Source organism: Pseudomonas sp. KCJK9016, assembly GCF_046231795.1.
Taxonomy (GTDB): Bacteria; Pseudomonadota; Gammaproteobacteria; order Pseudomonadales; family Pseudomonadaceae; genus Aquipseudomonas; species Aquipseudomonas bananamidigenes.
Map to the genome: position 1 here is coordinate 29,768 of NZ_JBJJMM010000036.1, position 19,117 is coordinate 48,884.

Genomic DNA, 19,117 nt, shown 5'->3' on the forward strand with positions numbered 1-19,117 from the left:
GCTGCGAGGGGTTGAAGAAATGAGAACTGTCCCAAAAGCCCGCGAACCGGTCGATCAAGCTACAGACATGTCGGTGGAACACAGGCAGACCGCGCTACCCGTGGGTGCTGCGCGGGATTCAGACAAGTCTCATTCCTGCGGCCAGTGCTTTCGGAACACCCTTGCGGATATTTGCCAGCCGGACTTTCAAGCATGAAGCATTGCCCACTTTTCAGACGCGTTCCCCTGAAGCCGCTCACCAGCCTGTTACTGCTCGCCGTGTCCGGGCAGGCTTACAGTGATTGCACACCTGTGCAGGTAAACACTGCGGAACAAGTCATTTCCTTCAGGACTATAAGTATTCTTAAGCCCATATCCTCGGGCGCTGAAATCGGATACAACAACAGCACCTTCCCGCGTGTTATCACGGGGTGTGAAAGTGCACCCAACTGGAACAATGCCCAGGTTCACATGCGCGGCGTGAAGAACCCCACGGGGACATGGGACTTCAACGGTGTATACCCCACCGGAGTGCCGGGAATCGGCTACACCGTGACCTCGATGTACTCAGGACGCGGCGGCGCAGCGAAGATGACAACGGGCCCTTCCAGTGCAGGTGTGCTGGTCGACTTCTATCAGTCCTTTCAGGGTGTCAATTTGTCGCATCAAGTCGTTTTGAGAGCGACGAGCAACATCAACCCCGGCACCTACAAGATTCCCAGACAAGTGATCGCCCTGTATCGCTCACGTCCCTTCAACGCAACATCCATCGACGGATCACCTGGCGCTTCCAGCAACCTTGTGCTCGACGAAATCAGTGTGATCGTCAAGAATCAGACTTGCGACCTGGCCGCTGGCGATACCAACCGTACGATTACTCTGGACCCGGTCAAGCGCAGCGAATTCGTCGGGCAATCGGCGGGCAAGAAACAATTCGAGATTTCGGCAAACTGTACCGACAGGGGCAACGTGACCTTTCGCTTCAGTGGCACGCCGGTCACCGGCGATGCCTGGCGCTTTGCCAACACCGGCACCGCAAAAGGCATCAACGTATGGCTTTATTCGCGCATTGCAGGCACGGAGCAGACCATCACGGCCAATGGCGACAACAACAGCCGAACCATTGCCATCTCCAATGGCAAGGCCGTGCTGCCGCTCGGCGTAGCCTATTTCAACCAGACGGCGGGCTCGGTCAATGCAGGCACTGTCGCCAGCACCGCCACGGTCAATATCACCTATGACTGAGCGGGCCAGGCGCGCTACAGCGCCCGGGGACAATTGACCCACGCTCCCCGCGACATCCAATTTCAAATCAAGGTCAACGGCGTCCGTGAGATGTGTCTCATGAACGTGTTGGCCTGATGCCTCATCAGTTGCCATACAACTGTCGCCCCACTTATGCGACAATGCGCGCCAAGTCCAGCCACACACCCCGTACTCATCGCTCTGCAGCCCGGCCATGGCGCCAAGGGTTGCCGACGACTTATGCGTGTTGGCTCAACTCACGCTCGGACTGGAGAGGAGCTGGCACAGCTCCAGATTGGTATCAAGTCGGTATCAGGCAACACAGACCAGCTCTAAACCATTTATAGGTAAGGCAATTGATCTCCACAGCTAACATCACGATGCAGTTCGGCGCCAAGCCGCTGTTCGAAAACGTTTCGGTGAAATTCAACAACGGCAACCGTTATGGCCTGATCGGTGCCAACGGCTGCGGCAAGTCGACGTTCATGAAAATCCTCGGTGGCGATCTGGAGCCGTCCGCCGGCCAGGTGATGCTCGAGCCGAACGTGCGCCTGGGTAAACTGCGTCAGGATCAGTTCGCCTACGAAGAATTCACCGTGATCGATACCGTGATCATGGGTCACGAAGAGCTGTGGAAGGTCAAGGCCGAGCGCGACCGCATCTACTCGCTGCCGGAAATGAGCGAAGAAGACGGCATGGCCGTGGCCGAGCTGGAAACCGAATTCGCCGAGATGGACGGCTACACCGCCGAATCCCGCGCCGGTGAACTGCTGCTGGGTCTGGGCATTCCGCTGGAACAGCATTTCGGCCCGATGACCGAAGTCGCACCGGGCTGGAAACTGCGCGTGCTGCTGGCGCAGGCCCTGTTCTCCGATCCGGAAGTGCTGCTGCTCGACGAACCGACCAACCACCTGGACATCAACACCATCCGTTGGCTGGAATCGATCCTGACGGCGCGTAACAGCACCATGGTCATCATTTCCCACGACCGCCACTTCCTCAACAGCGTCTGCACCCACATGGCCGACCTGGACTACGGCGAGCTGCGTCTGTTCCCGGGCAACTACGACGAGTACATGACCGCCGCGACCCAGTCCCGTGAGCAACTGCTGGCGGACAACGCCAAGAAGAAAGCCCAGATTGCCGAACTGCAGACGTTCGTCAGCCGCTTCTCGGCCAACGCCTCGAAAGCCAAGCAGGCCACCTCCCGTGCCAAGCAGATCGACAAGATTCAGCTGGCCGAGGTCAAGCCATCGAGCCGCGTGAGCCCGTTCATCCGCTTCGAACAGAACAAGAAACTGCACCGCCAGGCCGTGACCCTGGAAAAAATCTCCAAGGGTTTCGACGGCAAGACCCTGTTCAAGAACTTCAGTTTTACCGTTGAAGCCGGCGAGCGCGTGGCGATCATCGGCCCGAACGGTATCGGCAAGACCACCCTGCTGCGCACCCTGATGGGCGAACTGACCCCGGACGCCGGTACCGTGAAGTGGACCGAAAGCGCCGAGCTGGGTTATTACGCGCAGGACCACGCCCATGACTTCGAAGACGATGTCAGCCTGTTCGACTGGATGGGCCAGTGGACTCAGGGCGAACAGATGATTCGCGGCACCCTGGGCCGCATGCTGTTCTCCAACGACGAGATTCTCAAATCGGTGAAGGTCATCTCCGGTGGTGAGCAAGGTCGCATGCTGTTCGGCAAACTGATCCTGCAAAAGCCGAACGTGCTGGTGATGGACGAACCGACCAACCACCTGGACATGGAATCGATCGAAGCGCTGAACCTGGCGCTGGAAAACTATCCGGGCACGCTGATTTTCGTCAGCCACGACCGGGAGTTCGTATCGTCCCTGGCCACGCGCATCATCGAGCTGAGCCCGAACGGCGTGACCGACTTCAGCGGCACCTACGACGATTACCTGCGCAGTCAGGGCGTTGTGTTCTAAGAGCAGCTGCACGCTTCAAGTGAAAAGCCCTGTCCTTGCGACGGGGCTTTTTTTGCTTCGAGGAAAAGATAGTTAGCCTGCTTTCTTTTAATCCAACGCCAAGCCATGATGCGACCTCTCCCACCGCCGCCCGCGAACGAGTCCTCATGTCTGTGCAGCAACAGCCACCGCAAAGCTCCATGGCGATCACTCTGCAAATCGTCTCCATCGTTTTTTACACCTTTATCGCTTTTCTCTGCATCGGTCTGCCGATTGCGGTGCTGCCCGGTTATGTGCATGAACAGCTGGGATTCAGCGCCGTCGTCGCGGGGCTGGTGATCGGTTCGCAATACCTGGCCACCCTGCTCAGCCGGCCGATGGCCGGGCGCATGTCGGATACCGTCGGCACCAAACGGGCGATCGTTTATGGCTTGCTGGGCATTGTCTTCAGCGGCGTGCTGACGCTGTTTTCCACATTGCTGCAGGACTTCCCGCTGCCCAGCCTGATCATTCTGATTATCGGGCGCTTGCTGCTCGGCATCGCGCAAGGCTTGATCGGCGTGGGCACCATCAGTTGGTGCATGGGTCAGGTCGGCGCCGAACATACCGCCCGTTCCATTGGCTGGAACGGCATCGCCTCCTATGGCGCCATTGCCATCGGTGCTCCTCTGGGGGTACTGATGGTGGCCGACCATGGCTTCAGCAGTCTCGGCATCGCGCTGTCGGTTCTGGCCGCTGGTGCCCTGCTGCTGATCCGCAACAAACCGTCGGTGCCGGTGGTGCGCGGCGAACGTCTGCCCTTCTGGGCCGTGTTCGGACGAATTGCGCCGTTCGGTGTCAGTCTGAGCCTGGCCTCGATCGGTTACGGCACCCTGACCACCTTTATCACCCTTTATTACCTCAATCGCGGCTGGACCGGCGCGGCGTACTGCCTGACGGTGTTCGGCGTGTGTTTCATCCTGTCGCGACTGCTGTTCATCTCCGCCATCGCCCGATTCGGCGGTTTTGCGTCGGCCATCGCCTGCATGAGCATCGAAACCGTTGGCCTGTCGTTGCTGTGGCTCGCCCCGTCGACCGGTTACGCACTGATCGGTGCCGGACTGACCGGTTTCGGGCTGTCGCTGGTGTACCCGGCCCTGGGCGTGGAAGCGATCAAGCAGGTGCCCGACTCCAGCCGCGGTGCCGGTTTGAGTGCTTATGCCGTGTTTTTCGATCTGGCACTGGCGATTGCCGGGCCATTGATGGGCGCGGTGGCGTTGAATCTGGGCTATTCGTGGATATTCCTGGGGGCGGCGCTGTTGTCCGTGAGTGCACTGGCGCTGACCTGGTGGCTCAAGCGTCGGGCAATCGCCTGACGCTTACTGGTCCGCCGTCTGCATCCCCGCCCGGGAGGGCTTGCCCAGCGCGTGGGAAAAAAACTTCCCGGCCTCGGAAATCAGGTTGCGATGGATGTCTTCACGATCCACGCCATCGGCATCGGTACACAGTGCCGGCATGGCGATGATCTGTTCTTCCGTGCACGGCGCCATGAATACGAAGTGTCCGGCTCCGGCCAGCAACTTGAAATCCGGTGCGGTGGGCAGTTTGCGTGCCAGAGCGGCGGCATTCTTGTCGAAGGCCACCAGTTTGTCGCCATCACCGCTGTACAGCAGTACCGGCACATGCACGTCGGCCAGGGTCTGACGACCGAACTTCAGACTCAGCGGCGCCATCAACAACAACGCATGCACCCGAGAGTCGGCCACCGGCTGCAGGTCATCGCGGTCCACGATCAATTCCCCTCGGGTATTGCAGGCGTCGCGGTCGTCAGGACGCTCCTGACAGTAACGGCGCAAGCGATCCAGGTCAGGCTGCGCGCCTGAAAGAATCAACGCAGTCTCGCCCCCTGCCGAATAACCAATGACACCGACCTGATCAGCGTTGACGAACGGCGCGAGCATACGGTCGCCAAGCGTGGCGGTAATGGCTTCGGAAATCTGGATCGGGCGCCCATAGAGGTTGCTCAAAGTGCCCAGACGACTGTGATCCTTGGAGTTGTCGCCGGGATGAATGACCGCCACCACCACAAACCCCTTGCGTGCCAGTGACGTGGCGAGGTCGTGCAGCGCCAGCGGGGTGCCGGTGTTGCCATGCGACAACATCAGCATCGGAAAACGGCCCAGGGCGACCTTGGTGTCTTCGCCGGCTTCGACCGAGTAGCCTTCAAGCAGGCTCATGTGCTCGCGATCGCTGGACGGGTAAAACGCGATGGCACGCATCGGCTGCAGGTCGAGCGGATCGAGGAACGTCATCTCGTGATAACCGACGCTCCAGCGTGGGTGCTGGCCGGGGGCTGCGTGCACTGAATTCAGGCTGCCGAGCAGGCAAATCAGTAACGTTGCACAAAGACGCATCATGGGATGCCCCACCCTGTTGTTACTCAATCGAAAGATCCGTTGTGTTCGACGCCCGAAACCCCGTGGTTCGGTGATCCGGCGCGGCGTTGCACTCAGACGTTGATCATCAGACTGCATAACCCGGGCCAGATTATGTAACAGTCAGACACAAAAAACTCCGTATCTGGCCCTTGCAGAACCAGAATACAGAGTTTTTTGGGTGTTGCCTGAACAAGAGCTGTTCTTTACGAAAGCCTTACGCAGCGGCGAACAGTTGCTCGCTGATACGGGTCTGAGCCGCGCTCATGGCGTTGTTGCGGACTTCTTCACCGTAGGCCAGACCCTCGGCCCGGACGATTTCGATGTCGGTGATGCCCAGGAAGCCGAATACCAGTTTCAGGTAGTCTTCGTGAGCCACGCCCGAAGGCTGACCGGCGTGGATGCCGCCCGAGGTGGAAACGATCACGACTTTCTTGCCACCGCACAGGCCTTCAGGGCCGGCTTCGGTGTAGCGGAAAGTCTTGCCGGCGACGGCGATGCGGTCGATCCAGGCCTTGAGCTGGGTCGGCACGGTAAAGTTGTACATCGGCGCGGCGACAACAATGGCATCGGCGGCGATGAACTCGGCCAGGGTGTCGGCGCTCAGTTCGGCTTCGTGCTGTTGTGCGGCATCGCGCAGTTCAGCGGTGGTGCCGGCAGCGACCAGGGTGGTGGACGAGAAGTGGCTGATGGCGTCGGCCGCCAGGTCGCGGTAAGTCACCACAGCGCTAGGCTCGGCGGCTTGCCAGGCTTTGACGACTTCGGTGCTCAGCTGACGGGAAGCGGAGTTGTCGCCCAGAATGCTCGAATCGATGTGCAGCAGTTTCATTGTGGAATCTCCTGGAAAGAATCGCCGGCGGCGACGGAATGGAGACAATCCTACCGACGAAACCAATGGCTGATTAGACGGCAACAATGCGATAGTTTGTCCCACTGATAGAACAGTTGGATATCCCACATGCAAGATCTCAACGATCTCTACTATTTCGCCAAAGTGGTCGAGGCCGGCGGATTCGCCGCTGCCGGCCGCTTGCTGGGCATTCCCAAATCCCGGTTGTCGCGAAGGATTGCCGAACTGGAAGAACGACTGGGCGCACGCCTGCTGCAACGCACCACCCGTCAATTGAAGCTCACAGCGGTTGGCGAACGTTATTTACGTCATTGCCAGGCGATGTTGCTGGAAGCGGAAATGGCCGACGAAACGGTGGCCAGCATGTCCAGTGAACCAAGGGGACGCCTGCGGGTTTCGAGTCCGACGGGGCTGGCCCATGAAATGCTGCCGGTGGTGATCAGCAACTTCCTCGGCAAATACCCGCAGGTGCAGCTGGAAGTCACCCTGCTCAACCGTCGCGTGGATCTGATCACCGAGGGCATTGACGTGGCCCTGCGCGTTCGCGAGCACGGCGACGAAGAACCGATGCTGGTGACCCGCCGTTTGCGCCAGGCGCAAATGGTGGTGGTCGCGAGCCCTTCCTTTATACAGGGCGTGGAAATCAATCACCCACAGGACTTGAAAACCCTGCCAGTGCTCGGCGCGCTGGAGGCCGACCGGATGGTGCATGTGCGCCTGCTCGATCAGAACGGCAAAAGTTGCGATCTGGCGCTGGAGGCCCGGCTGGGCATCGACGATTTCATCGTACGCAAAGCGTGTGTGCTGGCCGGCCAGGGCTTCACCCTGCTGCCGATGATGTATTGCGAAGCGGAGCTGAACAACGGCACGCTGGTGCAGTTGCTGCCCGACTGGTCATTGCCCGGCGGCTGGCTGCAGGCCGTCTACCCGCACCGACGCGGGGTGATGCCGGCGGTGCGTGCCTGGATCGACCATCTGGTGGAGTCCTTCAATGCCTGTGGAGAGCGCTTGTTATGAAACAAGGAAAGATGAGCGAAACGGACGTCGCGGACTTCTGCCTGGCATTGCCCGGCGCCCGGGAAGACTATAAGTGGGGTGGCGTGCGGGTGTTCTCGATTGCCGGCAACAAGATGTTCGCCTTGCAGGGACTGCGCGGGGAATCGCTGGCGTTCAAGGTCGACAAGGACCTGTTCCTCGGTCATTGCGATCGCCCGGGCATTCACCCGGCGCCCTATCTGGCGCGGGCGCAGTGGATCATCATGCACCCGCCCTACCCCTTGGGCGCCGAAGAACTGCGAGGGTTGCTGCAACGTTCTCACCAGTTGGTGGTGAGCAAGCTGCCGAAGAAAACCCAGGCGGGTTTGCTGCTGTAACCCTCTATCCCAACGCCAACAGGTTCGAACCCAGGAACAACTGATCGATCCAGAACACCTGGTGCAACAACACGATCACCCAGAACAGCACCTGAAACGACACCTTGCGCGTCTTGTGCCGGAAGACCTGCTGGGCGATCAACGCCCCCGGCCAGCCACCCGCCAGCTCCACGGCGTGCAGGACGTTTTCCGGCGTGCGCCAGGTCTCGGCGCGGGCCTTTCGCTTGTCGGCCCAGTACAGGAAAAACGCCAGCACGCTGACAATCCCGTAGGCCATCAACGGTACCAATGAGATCCCGCGCAGCCACATCGACAGCGAGCCGGACAGCGGCAACGCACAGACGATCAGCAACACCAACAGCTTCAATTTCAAATGCTGGATGCGGCCACCTGAAGGGCCGCGATCCGGACGGCGTGCGCGGGAGTCACTCATGCCTTGGCCGCCGCCCAGTCCACCCAGCCGAACTGCCAGGTCGCCAGAATCAACAGACCAAACAGGATCCGGTACCAGGCAAATGCCGCATAACTGTGGCTGGCAATGAATTTCAGCAAGCCGCGCACGGCGATCATGGCGAAAACAAACGCCGTGACAAACCCGATGGCAAATACCGGAAAATCGGCCGGTACAAAGAGCTGACGGTACTTGTAGCCCGAATAGACCGCCGCCCCCACCATCGTCGGCATCGCCAGGAAAAACGAGAACTCGGTGGCGGTCTTGCGCGACAGTCCAAAGAGCAGGCCGCCAATGATGGTCGAGCCAGAACGCGAAGTGCCCGGAATCATCGCCAGGCATTGGGCGAAACCAATCTTCAAGGCGTCTTTCCAGGTGATTTCATCCACTGTTTCAGCGTGCACCTCATGCTGCCGGCGCTCGGCCCAGAGCATGATGAAGCCGCCCACCACCAGCGCCGTCGCCACGGTGATCGGGTTGAACAGGTACTTGTGAATCAGATCGGCGAAGATCACGCCCAGCACCACCGCAGGCAGGAAGGCGATCAACAGGTTGGCGGTAAAGCGTCGCGCACCCGGTTGAGTCGGCAGGCCGATGACCACGTCGAGAATCTTGCGGCGAAACTCCCAGACCACCGCGAGTATCGCGCCGAGCTGAATGATGATGTTGAATGCCATGGCGCGTTCGCCGCCGAAATTCAGCAGGTCGGCGACGATGATCTGGTGCCCGGTACTGGAAATGGGCAAAAACTCCGTCAGCCCTTCTACAACTCCAAGAATCAATGCCTGCAAGGCGGTCCAAAGATCCATCAATCCCCCAGAGAGCGATGCACGGCGGCATGCCCCGATAGTATTTTTTTACGTTCACTGCGTTCAGCGTAGCGGTTTGTTGCTGTACCGATTCCGCGCGCAAAGGATCCACACGAAACGGTCAAAATTTCGTGAAACGGCAACTTGGGTTCAGGTTTTCACGCGCGGGGCCGAAATCCTAACAGACAAGCCGTAATCGCGCCGCCGCGCTCTACGACTTGGGTCGCGTATGCCCGGCCGGGGAAACGTGGTTGGATGCTGGCGTTGATTGATTACAAGAAAAAGAAACCGGAGTAACAGCGTTATGAACAGCTTGCGCAGTGTGTCGATCAGCCGACGCTTGTGGCTCATCTTGATTGTGGCGGTGGTCATGCTGTTGACCCTCGGTCTGTTGATGCTCAAGCAGATCCACGACGACCTGTATCACGCCAAGGCCCAGAAAACCCAACATGTGGTGCAGACCGCCAGCGGCGTGCTGACCTATTACCAGGGCCTGGAAGCGGCCGGAACCCTGACCCGCGACGCGGCCCAGAAACAGGCGCTGACAGCGATCCGCGGCCTGCGTTACGACCAGAACGACTACTTCTGGATCAACGACCTCACGCCCGTGATGGTCATGCACCCGACCAACCCCAAGCTTGAGGGCCAGAATCTTTCGGCGATTCGTGACCCGGACGGTTTTGCGGTGTTCAACGAAATGGTCGCCATCGCCAAGACCAAGGGTGCCGGCATGGTCGATTACCGTTGGCCGAAACCCGGGGCCAGCGAGCCGGTGGCCAAGACGTCCTACGTGAAACTGTTCGAACCCTGGGGCTGGGTGCTGGGCTCCGGCGTCTACGTCGATGATGTACAGGCCGAGTTTCAGGGTCAGGTGGTCAAGGCGTCCGTTGTCGGGCTGGCGATTGCGCTGATCATGGGCCTGCTGGTGATCCTGATTTCCCGCAGCATCGTCCGCCCCTTGCAGGAAACCGTGAACGCCATGGCCAACATTGCCAGCGGCGAAAGCGACCTGACCCGCAGCCTCGACACCCACGGTCAGGACGAAGTCACGCAACTGGCGCATCACTTCAATGCCTTCACCGCCAAGCTGCGCCGGGTCATCGGTGAATTGCAGGCATCCGCCAGCGCGCTGGGCGATTCCTCGCGGGAGCTGGGCAACGACGCCACCCAGGCCCAGCAGCGCAGCCAGCAGCAGTCGCAGCAGATGGAACTGGTGGCGACGGCCATCAATGAAGTCACCTACGGCGTGCAGGATGTCGCGAAAAACGCCGAGCATGCCGCCAGCGAAATGCGCGATGCCGAAGCTCAGGCGCAACAGGGCCAGATCAACATCGATGGCAGCCTGCAGCAGATCGACACCCTGTCCGGCACCATCGATCAAGCGGTTGAAGTCATCCGCACCCTGGCGGCGGAAAGCACGCAGATCGGCAGCGTTCTGGAAGTGATCCGCTCGATTGCCGAACAGACCAACCTGCTGGCGCTCAACGCCGCCATCGAAGCTGCCCGCGCCGGCGAACAGGGTCGTGGTTTTGCCGTGGTGGCCGATGAAGTCCGCCTGCTGGCGCAACGCACGCAGAAATCCACGGCTGAAATCCAGTCGATGATCGAACGCCTGCAAAACCATTCCGAAGCCGCCGTGAAGGTGATCGGCGACAGCAGCAAGGCTTCGCAGCTGACCATCGAGCAAGCCGGACTCGCCGGCGCAAGCCTCAATGCCATTGGCCAGGCGTTGCGTAACCTCAATGGCCTGAACGCCTCCATCGCCAGCGCAACCCTGCAACAGGCGCACGTGGTCGAGGACATCAACCAGAACGTCACCCAGGCTGCCGGCCTGTCCCACAGCACCGCGCTGGCGGCCGAGCAATCCAGTGCAGCGAGCGTGCGACTGGGCCAATTGAGCGAGCAATTGAACGGATTGCTGCGCCAGTTCCGCGTCTGATCCCGGCCACCGGTGGGAGCTCACGCCCACCGGTTTTTGGGTACAATCCGCCCCCTCTTCTACTCCCTCCAAGGATCTTGCATGTCCGGGCTCGAACTGTTTGCCGCCGCCCTCGGTGTGATCGCCGTCTGGCTGACGGTCAAACAGAACCCCTGGTGCTGGCCGATCGGGCTGGTCATGGTGTTGCTCTACAGCTGGGTCTTCTTTGACGTGAAGCTGTATTCGGACATGCTGCTGCAGGTGGTCTACGCTGCGCTGCAGGTCTACGGCTGGTGGCAATGGACCCGTGCCGGAACGATGCACGACGGGCGTGAGGTCAGCCGGCTCGGCATGTCTTCGATGCTCAAAGGGTTGGCCATCGGCGCTGCTGGCAGCCTGCTGCTGGGCGCGGCCATGGCGCACTGGACGGATGCGGCGCAGCCCTGGCTTGATGCGGCACTCACCGCGTTCAGCCTGGTGGCGCAATTCTGGATGGCCCATAAACGCCTGCAATGCTGGGCGTTGTGGTTCGTACTGGATGTCATCTTCGTCGGCCTGTTTCTCTACAAGGCGCTGTATCTCACCGCAGCACTGTACGCCCTGTTCACCCTGATCGCGGTGCAGGGCTGGCGGGAATGGCGCGCCGACCCGGCGCTGCGCGCATGAAAGTCGTTGTTCTGACCGGGCCGGAATCCACCGGCAAGAGCTGGCTGGCGAGCGAACTCCAGCAACGGTTCGGCGGTCTGCGGGTCGACGAGTACGTGCGCTGGTTCATCGAACAGAATCTTCGCGATACCTGCCTTGCCGACATTCCCGAGATCGCTCGCGGCCAGTTGCAATGGGAGGACGAGGCGCGAGCGCAACGGCCTGGTCTGCTGATTCTGGACACCCACCTGCTGAGCAACATGCTCTGGAGCCAGACCTTGTTCGGGGACTGCCCTGCCTGGCTGGAGCGGGAACTGCTGGCGCGCCGGTACGACCTGCACCTGCTGCTGTCCCCGGAGCAGATCGAGTGGACGGACGATGGTCAACGCTGCCAGCCGCAATTCGCTGAACGAATGGCGTTCCATGAGGCAACAAGGGACTGGCTGGAGCGACATCACCAACCGCTCATGCTCATTCAGGGCAATTGGGCGGCTCGCCAGACCCAGGCTTTCGACGCCGTCCGGGCTCTACTGGGACGCTGACCCGCTTTCGGGGGCTTTCGACTCTGTTGTGGGTTGAAGGTGTCCGATCCTGAAACACTTCCTTTGATGCAAAGCGCCCGTTTCAACGGCCTTCATTGCTTTGTCACCCGACTTGTTACGCTCGTGAAACACTCGCCCATGAACCCTTGTTCCAGAGCTTTGCAATGGGTACAGGCGCTTGTTTCGACCAGGCTTTGTTTCAACCGTGAAACAGCATTTGTATCAAGGCTGCACACCCATTCGCCAAGTCGTTGAAACCCTTGAACATTTAAAAAACGGCACAGCTTTCGCTCTCTCCTTCACAACGCTGACTAGGGCCAGCCCACTGAAGAAGGAATTGCCGCCGTGGGAAATATCAACAAAGCCTTCACCTGCCTTCTGCTGATCGGATCTGCAGCCAGCACTTTCCTCAGTTTCAACGTTCAGGCCGAAGGCAATGGCGTGATCGTGCTCAATCGCGAAGTCCAGCCGATTCCCATCGGACGCAGCGCTCCGGGCAAGGACCCTTACCCGACCACAGTCAATGCCAACCCCTCCGGCCGCATCGACCAGGCAATGACCAGCACCGAACTCAATGACGGTGACTTTGCCAGTGTAGCCAGTGGCTCATCGATCCGCGGCAACATGGCAATAGGCTCCAGCCTCCCCGGCACCAACGTCCTGACCAATCCGAACGGCCTGCCCGGCATGAGTGCCGGCCATGGCGGCGGCGGTGGCGGCACGATTTCCAACACCATCAACCGTTCTCTCAGCAGTGGTCTGGCTCCGCTGACCCGCATGGCCGGAGGCCAATGAGATGAATAGTTCCCTGCTCCTTCTGGCACTGCTTGGCTGCACCAGTGCAATGGCCGACCCAAGCGCCGTGGACAGCGCCAACATTCAGAACTCGGGCGTGCAGTACAACGGCAACTTCAACGTCAACCAGGCCGCCGGCGACCAGCAGCAACAGACCAACGTCAAGTCGATTGCCATCGGCACGTCGGCCAGCGCCACCACCAGCATTCACCAGAAACTCGACACGCCCGCCGATCGCTCGATCAACGCGAGTTCCACCATTGGCGGCAACGCTTTCAGTAACGGCAACGGCGCACTGGGCGTGAACCAGGGTTCCGGTGCCAACAACCAGATGGCCAACGCCATGCGGATCAGCATCAGTGCTGCACCGCAGAGCATGGACGACAGCGCGCTTTCTCAACAGAACGTGGCGCTGTTACCGAACTCAGGAGCAACTGGTACCCCCGGCAGTCGCCAGGTCACGACAAGTGATCAGGCCTTCACCGGCAGTCGCGGGGTCATCCAGGTGAACCAGAGTGCCGGGGTGGGGAACCGAATGGCTAACACCCTGAGCATCCGGGTCGCTGACTGACCCAAACAAGAAGCAGTGCAATTAGAAAGTACCAACACTTAACCAACTAATAAGCACGACGGAGAAACACCATGAAACCTACAATGGCTCTCAAACCACTGGTTTTCGCACTCGCCGCAGTGATGGCAATCGCAGCTCAGGCAGGCGGCCGTGATGAACATCACGGTCATGATCATGGACCCAAAGGCCCAACCCTGGAAGAACTGCTGCAAATCACCGCCGGTGCAGGCGCTGCAGTGATCGACCAGCAAACCAGCGACGGCAACGTGGTGCTGAACCAGGGCACCAACAACAATGCCAACGCCAGCAACGCTGTCAACGGCGCCAACGGCAACATCGGCATGAACAACGCCGCAGGCGATGGCAACCAGCAAGACAACGCCGCCGCACTGGCCACCGCTGACGAAAGCTTCATCTTCGGCGCTGCGGTTTCCGCCTCCAGTGCAACTCAAATGAACACCGGCAACACCGTTGCGAACTACTCCAGCACCGCCAATGCCAGCCTCAACAACGTCGGCAACGGTGGTTCGGGCAACATCGGCGTGAACAACGCTGCCGGCGACTTCAACCAACAGAAAAACAACCTGGCAATCGCTGTATCCGGTGGTCGTGTAGCTAACGCCGCTGCTGCCGCCAACCAAACCTCGACGGGCCTGGGCGTCGCCAACAACGGCACTCAAACCTACAAAAAAGATACCCTCACTGGCACTGTCCACGCCGCCGGCGCATTCGTGGCCGCAGGCACCGCAGTCACCAAAGACGATGATCATGGTCACGGTGGCTATGGCAACAACGACAGGGGTCATGGCAAAGATCAGAAATCTGATTTCGTTGCCGTGGGTGTCTTCGGTCTGGCTGGCGTGACCACTCAACAAGTGCTGACTCCAGACGGCTGGAAAAACCCAGTCACCAACACCGCCAGCATGACCAACGTAGGCAACAACTGGTCCGGCAACGGTGGCTTCAACAACGCCGCCGGTGTTGGCAACCAACAAAGCAACTCGCTGTCCATCGCTGCAGGTTGCAAAGCCTGCATGTAATCGCGATCGAAACGAAAGCCCCGGAAACGGGGCTTTTCCTCAGTCCGCACAGGCGTATCGATCATGCGCAAGACAACCCTCCTCGCTCTGCTTTGCCTTTCCGGCCTCGCCCAGGCGGCCCAGATGCCCGTGGCCGCCCTGCCCGGTGGCACGCTCATCTACAAACACGTGCAAAGCATCCGCGAGCGCAAGTTTTCCGACATCGTCGAACAAAAAACCGATTTCAGCTGCGGCGCCGCCGCTCTGGCAACGGTACTGCGCCAGGCTTATTGGCTCGACGTCGATGAAGAGCACATCATCAAAGGCATGCTGGTCAATTCCGACCAGGAGCTGGTCCGTACACAGGGCTTCTCCATGCTGGACATGAAGCGCTACATAGAAAGCATCGGCATGCGCGCCAGGGGCTACAAGATCCCACCGGAAAAACTCGACGCGGTCACTATCCCGGTGGTGGTACTGATGGAAATTCGCGGCTACAAGCATTTCGTGGTATTGCAGCGGGCGGACAAGGATTGGGTCTACATCGCAGACCCGGTCTTAGGGCACAAACGCTACAACCATGATGACTTTGTCAAAGGCTGGAACGGTATCGTCTTTGCGATAGTCGGCCCCGGATACGACAAGAGCAATGCATTGCGCAGTCCTCCGGTACCGCTGACCGCCAAGAACAAGCTCGATACTTTCAACCCCGTCAAAGATGCTGAATTGATGGACTTCGGGTTCATACAGAGCGACTTCTTTTAATCGCCGATTATAAAGAGTGGGGCTGGATGTCCCGGGAGCAGCAGATGAAAACCTCATACTGGCTGGCCGCCGCCTGCCTGGCAGCGAGTGCGTCAGGCTATGCCAATGCAGGATTCAAACCCATAGAAATCCAGGACTCGGAGCTGTCTCAGCTTCGCGGTCGTTACGTCATGCCGGGGCGGATCATCAGCTTCGGCATTGTCATGAACAGTACCTGGCGCAATGCCAGTGGGGATCTGATCGGGGCTACGACCTCGATGCAACTGCAGGCTGCAACGATAAAACCCGAATTCTACGTCTCGACCATCAAGGAAACCGGCAACGGCAGCACCCCGCAAACGGGTACCGGTACCGTGATTGGCGGAGCGGGACTCAACAGTTCCCAGGGCGTGACTCAAAGCGTTCGCGCCGCCGGTGACGGCAACTCGGCCTACAACAACGTCGCCATCAACGTTTCCGAGGCCAATCAGGCACCCGCACTGGTGCCGGCTCAGGGCCAGGCCCTGGTTGCAGGCCAGACGATCACCGGCAGCAATGCGGCCGGCAGCGTCGCCGTATCGGCCACAGGCGGCGGCGTACAGATGGCTATCCAGGCCGCCGGCAATCAGGGCACCGCCCTGCAACAAGTGGCCCAGGGCGGGCTGCTGCAGAACACTCGTTTGCTCGGTAATGCGAACGTCGTCAACAACCTGACCACCCTTAACGTTGTCCTTAGCAATAACGGCATGAGTGCCGGGGCACTCGATTGCAATCTGAGTCAACTCAGAGCACTACGCAATATCGGATATTGAACTACGCTGAGTCTCGATCCATTGGGCTTAAAGGGACGGCTTATTCATGTATCGATCAGTATCACTGCGTGCCGCTGTATGTTTGAGTACTCTTCTACCCGCGGCGATGCTGCAAGCAGCACCCGATGCGGATGTTGAAACATTGAAACGGGAGCTTCTGGAGCTCAAGCAACGATACGAAGTGCAACAGAAGGCCCTGGCGGTGCTCGAACAACGGGTGCGCCAGGTCGAGGATCAACCGGCTTCACCTCCACCCAAGCGTCTGGCCAAGTCGCCAGCCGACATGAAAGGCAATCCCAAAGTGGCCGCCGGTACCGGGGCCGCAGCAGCGTCGGGGGGCGCAGCGGGGGGCAGCGGGGCTTCTTACGGGCAGTCGCTGGCCGATGACTCGCAACCGGCACAGAGTGTTTCCAACCTGTACGACGAGGCCAGCGGCTTCTTCGGCGGTGGCAAGTTCAGCTTTGAAACCGGGATCACCTATTCGCGTTATGACACGCGCCAGTTGATTCTCAATGGTTTCCTGGCACTGGACTCGATCTTCCTGGGCAACATCAACCTCGACCGGATCAAGGCCGACACCTGGACCCTCGACCTGACGGGCCGCTACAACTTCGACAACCGCTGGCAATTCGACCTGAACGTGCCGGTGGTTTACCGGGAATCGACTTACCAGTCCGGCGGCGGCAACGGTGGCGCCTCCAACGTCACCACCGAGCAGGACGTCACTCGTGATCCAACGATTGGCGACGTCAACTTCGGTATTGCCTACAAATTCCTCGACGAATCGGTCAATACGCCGGACGCCGTGGTATCCCTGCGGGTCAAGGCGCCTACGGGCAAGGACCCGTTCGGTATCAAGCTGCGCAAGACCAACGACAACAGCAACCTGTTCGTGCCTGACACCCTGCCCACCGGCAACGGCGTCTGGTCGATCACACCGGGCATCTCGCTGGTCAAGACATACGACCCGGCGGTGCTGTTCGGCAGCCTCTCTTACACCCATAACCTGGAGGAGTCGTTCGACGACATCAGTTCCACCGTCAACCAGAAAACGCCGGGCAAGGTGCGGATCGGCGACAGCTTCCAGATCGGTGCGGGCATCGCCTTCGCTCTCAACGAAAAAATGAGTATGTCGTTCTCGGTCTCCGACCTTGTACAACGCAAGAGCAAGCTGAAACAGGATGGCGGGGACTGGCAATCGGTGGTGTCCAGCGACGCCAACGCCGGCTACTTCAACGTCGGCATGACCATTGCGGCCACCGACAACCTGACCATCGTGCCCAACCTGTCCATCGGCATGACCGACGATGCCCCGGACTTCTCCTTCAGCCTGAAATTCCCGTACTACTTCTGACCGCCACACAATGAAAAGGCCCGCTGCGAATGCCTCGCAGCGGGCCTTTTCAGCTTCTTCCGTGCGAAGAAGCACCGCGCCCTAGCGGATCTGGTGTTTGTGCAGCAAACGATAGAACGTCGGCCGGGACACCCCCAGCACCTTGGCGGCCACGCTGAGGTTGTCGCTGTGGCGGTTCAGCACATCGCAAAGCGCCTGGCGTTCGGCCCGGGTCTTGTAGTCTTCGAGGGTGCCCATCGGCGTGGCAAGCGACTGCTGACTGATCAACCCCAGGTCGCGGGCCTCGATCTGCCGACCTTCGGCCAGCACCAGGCCACGACGCACGCGATTGGCCAGTTCCCGCACATTGCCCGGCCAGTCGTGCTTGCCCATGGCAATCAGCGCATCTTCACTGAAACTGCGCGGCCGGCGACCGGTCTCGTGGCTGTAAAAGTGGGAAAAGTGGTTGGCCAGCATCGACAGATCACCATGTCGCTCGCGCAGCGGTGCCGTCACGACCTGGAGCACATTGAGCCGGTAATACAGATCCTCACGAAAACGCTTCTTCTCGATGGCGGCTTCAAGGTCCACGTGGGTTGCCGCCAATACGCGAACATCCACCGGGATCGGCTGGCTGCCGCCCACCCGCTCGATGTGTTTTTCCTGGAGAAAACGCAGCAGATTGGCTTGCAGTTCCAGAGGCAGATCGCCGATCTCGTCGAGAAACAATGTTCCACCGTTGGCGGCCTCGATGCGTCCGACCTTGCGTTGGTGAGCGCCGGTAAACGCGCCTTTTTCATGGCCGAACAGTTCGGACTGAATCAGATGCTCGGGAATCGCTCCGCAGTTGATCGCCACGAACGGTTTGCTGTGCCGCTGCGATTGCCGGTGCAGGGTGCGGGCAACCAGCTCCTTGCCGGTACCGCTTTCACCGCGAATGAGCACCGGCGACTCGGTGGGTGCCAGTTTGCTCAGCAGCTTGCGCAGTTCGCGAATCGGCTTGCTGTCGCCCAGCAGTTCGTGTTCCGGCTGATCAACGTGAATCGTACCCTGGCCGCGCAGACGCGCCATGCCGAACGCCCGGCCGAGAGTGACTTGCACCCGTGATACGTCGAACGGCAGGGTATGAAAGTCGAAGAACCATTCGCAGACGAAGTCACCGACATTCTGCAGTCGCAATACTTCCTGATTCAGAACGGCGATCCATTCGGTGCCGCTGCGACTGATCAACTCCTTGACGGCTTCCGGGCGTTCAAGATGAAAGGGCTGCAAACGAAGCAGGCCGACGTCGCAACTGCGGTCGGCGGCATTTTCCAGGTTACAACTGTCGACATCCCAGCCGACCGCCCGTAAACCGGGCAACAATCGGTGACAGTCGTCACAAGGGTCGACTACCAATAAACGTCGTAACGCAGGCGCTTCGCTCATGACTGTTCCTTGGCGCCAAATTATGGGAAATGATTGTAAAAACAGTCATTTGGCGGACCTGGCTGTAACATTAGCAAGAATTTGACGGCGCCTTGTATCGATTGCTTATAGGCGTGCAAGCGAAGCAGTTATAAGAACCTGTTTTGTTAGCTGGCTATCGACTCGATTCTTTCAGCCAGCTTTCAAAAAGCGTCGTAATAAGGATTGTATGAAAGAAAGTCGAAATTTCTTCAAATCCTGTGTGACCTGCCAGCAGGTTGCGTGCAT

At 59.6% G+C, this 19,117-nt stretch carries 19 protein-coding genes; 14 read left to right on the forward strand and 5 right to left on the reverse strand.

All coding sequences use genetic code 11. From position 1 onward, the window contains the following. Positions 1 to 192: 192 nt before the first annotated feature. The 3 genes from ACK6BI_RS25435 to ACK6BI_RS25445 all read left to right on the forward strand — a co-directional run bounded on the left by ACK6BI_RS25435 (position 193) and on the right by ACK6BI_RS25445 (position 4,501). Positions 193 to 1,224 carry a fimbrial protein gene (locus ACK6BI_RS25435; RefSeq protein ID WP_409319256.1) on the forward strand — a complete coding sequence of 344 codons (1,032 nt, stop codon included), beginning with the start codon at positions 193 to 195 and terminating at the stop codon, positions 1,222 to 1,224. 356 nt (positions 1,225 to 1,580) lie between these two features. Next, positions 1,581 to 3,167 carry an ABC-F family ATPase gene (locus ACK6BI_RS25440; protein WP_065257941.1) on the forward strand — a complete coding sequence of 529 codons (1,587 nt, stop codon included), beginning with the start codon at positions 1,581 to 1,583 and terminating at the stop codon, positions 3,165 to 3,167. 146 nt (positions 3,168 to 3,313) lie between these two features. Beyond that, positions 3,314 to 4,501 carry an MFS transporter gene (locus tag ACK6BI_RS25445; RefSeq protein WP_409319257.1) on the forward strand — a complete coding sequence of 396 codons (1,188 nt, stop codon included), beginning with the start codon at positions 3,314 to 3,316 and terminating at the stop codon, positions 4,499 to 4,501. Positions 4,502 to 4,504: 3 nt separating this feature from the next. Here the strand turns inward: ACK6BI_RS25445 and ACK6BI_RS25450 are convergent, their stop codons facing one another. Both ACK6BI_RS25450 and ACK6BI_RS25455 read right to left on the reverse strand, forming a co-directional pair. Further along, entirely contained in the window at positions 4,505 to 5,542 is a 1,038-nt protein-coding gene (locus ACK6BI_RS25450; protein ID WP_409319258.1) for an alpha/beta hydrolase family protein, read from the reverse strand. 235 nt (positions 5,543 to 5,777) lie between these two features. Beyond that, the gene (locus ACK6BI_RS25455) at positions 5,778 to 6,389 is read right to left on the reverse strand and encodes an FMN-dependent NADH-azoreductase (RefSeq protein ID WP_065257944.1); all 612 of its coding nucleotides are present in this window, start codon (positions 6,387 to 6,389) and stop codon (positions 5,778 to 5,780) included. 129 nt (positions 6,390 to 6,518) lie between these two features. Here ACK6BI_RS25455 and ACK6BI_RS25460 point away from each other — a divergent pair, with 129 nt between their 5' ends. Both ACK6BI_RS25460 and ACK6BI_RS25465 read left to right on the forward strand, forming a co-directional pair. Beyond that, the gene (locus ACK6BI_RS25460) at positions 6,519 to 7,427 is read left to right on the forward strand and encodes a LysR substrate-binding domain-containing protein (RefSeq protein ID WP_260523521.1); all 909 of its coding nucleotides are present in this window, start codon (positions 6,519 to 6,521) and stop codon (positions 7,425 to 7,427) included. Further along, positions 7,424 to 7,783 carry an MmcQ/YjbR family DNA-binding protein gene (locus ACK6BI_RS25465; protein ID WP_409319259.1) on the forward strand — a complete coding sequence of 120 codons (360 nt, stop codon included), beginning with the start codon at positions 7,424 to 7,426 and terminating at the stop codon, positions 7,781 to 7,783. Before ACK6BI_RS25460 ends, ACK6BI_RS25465 begins: the two co-directional genes overlap by 4 nt. Before the next feature lie 4 nt (positions 7,784 to 7,787). On the opposite strand, the gene ACK6BI_RS25470 is transcribed toward ACK6BI_RS25465, so the two are convergent. Together ACK6BI_RS25470 and ACK6BI_RS25475 are read right to left on the reverse strand one after the other, a co-directional pair. Beyond that, the gene (locus ACK6BI_RS25470) at positions 7,788 to 8,216 is read right to left on the reverse strand and encodes a DUF1294 domain-containing protein (RefSeq protein WP_409319260.1); all 429 of its coding nucleotides are present in this window, start codon (positions 8,214 to 8,216) and stop codon (positions 7,788 to 7,790) included. Then, positions 8,213 to 9,043 (reverse strand): undecaprenyl-diphosphate phosphatase, encoded by an 831-nt coding sequence (locus ACK6BI_RS25475; RefSeq protein ID WP_409319261.1) that lies wholly within the window; start codon positions 9,041 to 9,043, stop codon positions 8,213 to 8,215. The genes ACK6BI_RS25470 and ACK6BI_RS25475 overlap by 4 nt, the downstream gene beginning before the upstream one ends. Before the next feature lie 304 nt (positions 9,044 to 9,347). Here ACK6BI_RS25475 and ACK6BI_RS25480 point away from each other — a divergent pair, with 304 nt between their 5' ends. The 9 genes from ACK6BI_RS25480 (at position 9,348) to ACK6BI_RS25520 (ending at position 17,443) form a co-directional block, all read left to right on the forward strand. Continuing rightward, positions 9,348 to 10,982, forward strand: coding sequence for a methyl-accepting chemotaxis protein (locus tag ACK6BI_RS25480; RefSeq protein WP_409319262.1), 1,635 nt, complete (start codon positions 9,348 to 9,350; stop codon positions 10,980 to 10,982). Between the two features lie 81 nt (positions 10,983 to 11,063). Next, the gene (gene pnuC, locus ACK6BI_RS25485; RefSeq protein ID WP_409319263.1) at positions 11,064 to 11,627 is read left to right on the forward strand and encodes a nicotinamide riboside transporter PnuC; all 564 of its coding nucleotides are present in this window, start codon (positions 11,064 to 11,066) and stop codon (positions 11,625 to 11,627) included. Then, positions 11,624 to 12,148 (forward strand): AAA family ATPase, encoded by a 525-nt coding sequence (locus ACK6BI_RS25490; RefSeq protein WP_409319264.1) that lies wholly within the window; start codon positions 11,624 to 11,626, stop codon positions 12,146 to 12,148. Before pnuC ends, ACK6BI_RS25490 begins: the two co-directional genes overlap by 4 nt. A gap of 345 nt (positions 12,149 to 12,493) precedes the next feature. Beyond that, positions 12,494 to 12,943, forward strand: coding sequence for a hypothetical protein (locus ACK6BI_RS25495; RefSeq protein WP_409319265.1), 450 nt, complete (start codon positions 12,494 to 12,496; stop codon positions 12,941 to 12,943). Position 12,944: 1 nt separating this feature from the next. Then, positions 12,945 to 13,514: an adhesin gene (locus ACK6BI_RS25500; protein WP_409319266.1), complete on the forward strand. Its 570-nt coding sequence runs from the start codon at positions 12,945 to 12,947 to the stop codon at positions 13,512 to 13,514. Positions 13,515 to 13,585: 71 nt separating this feature from the next. Beyond that, the gene (locus ACK6BI_RS25505) at positions 13,586 to 14,554 is read left to right on the forward strand and encodes a heme utilization protein (protein WP_409319267.1); all 969 of its coding nucleotides are present in this window, start codon (positions 13,586 to 13,588) and stop codon (positions 14,552 to 14,554) included. Between the two features lie 63 nt (positions 14,555 to 14,617). Next, positions 14,618 to 15,298, forward strand: coding sequence for a C39 family peptidase (locus tag ACK6BI_RS25510; RefSeq protein ID WP_065257954.1), 681 nt, complete (start codon positions 14,618 to 14,620; stop codon positions 15,296 to 15,298). Between the two features lie 44 nt (positions 15,299 to 15,342). After that, complete coding sequence (locus ACK6BI_RS25515; protein ID WP_409319268.1) at positions 15,343 to 16,089, forward strand: hypothetical protein; 747 nt, start codon at positions 15,343 to 15,345, stop codon at positions 16,087 to 16,089. Positions 16,090 to 16,135: 46 nt separating this feature from the next. Next, positions 16,136 to 17,443, forward strand: coding sequence for a hypothetical protein (locus tag ACK6BI_RS25520; protein WP_065257955.1), 1,308 nt, complete (start codon positions 16,136 to 16,138; stop codon positions 17,441 to 17,443). 81 nt (positions 17,444 to 17,524) lie between these two features. Here the strand turns inward: ACK6BI_RS25520 and ACK6BI_RS25525 are convergent, their stop codons facing one another. Further along, positions 17,525 to 18,850 carry a sigma 54-interacting transcriptional regulator gene (locus ACK6BI_RS25525; protein ID WP_409319269.1) on the reverse strand — a complete coding sequence of 442 codons (1,326 nt, stop codon included), beginning with the start codon at positions 18,848 to 18,850 and terminating at the stop codon, positions 17,525 to 17,527. Between the last annotated feature and the right edge of the window lie 267 nt (positions 18,851 to 19,117).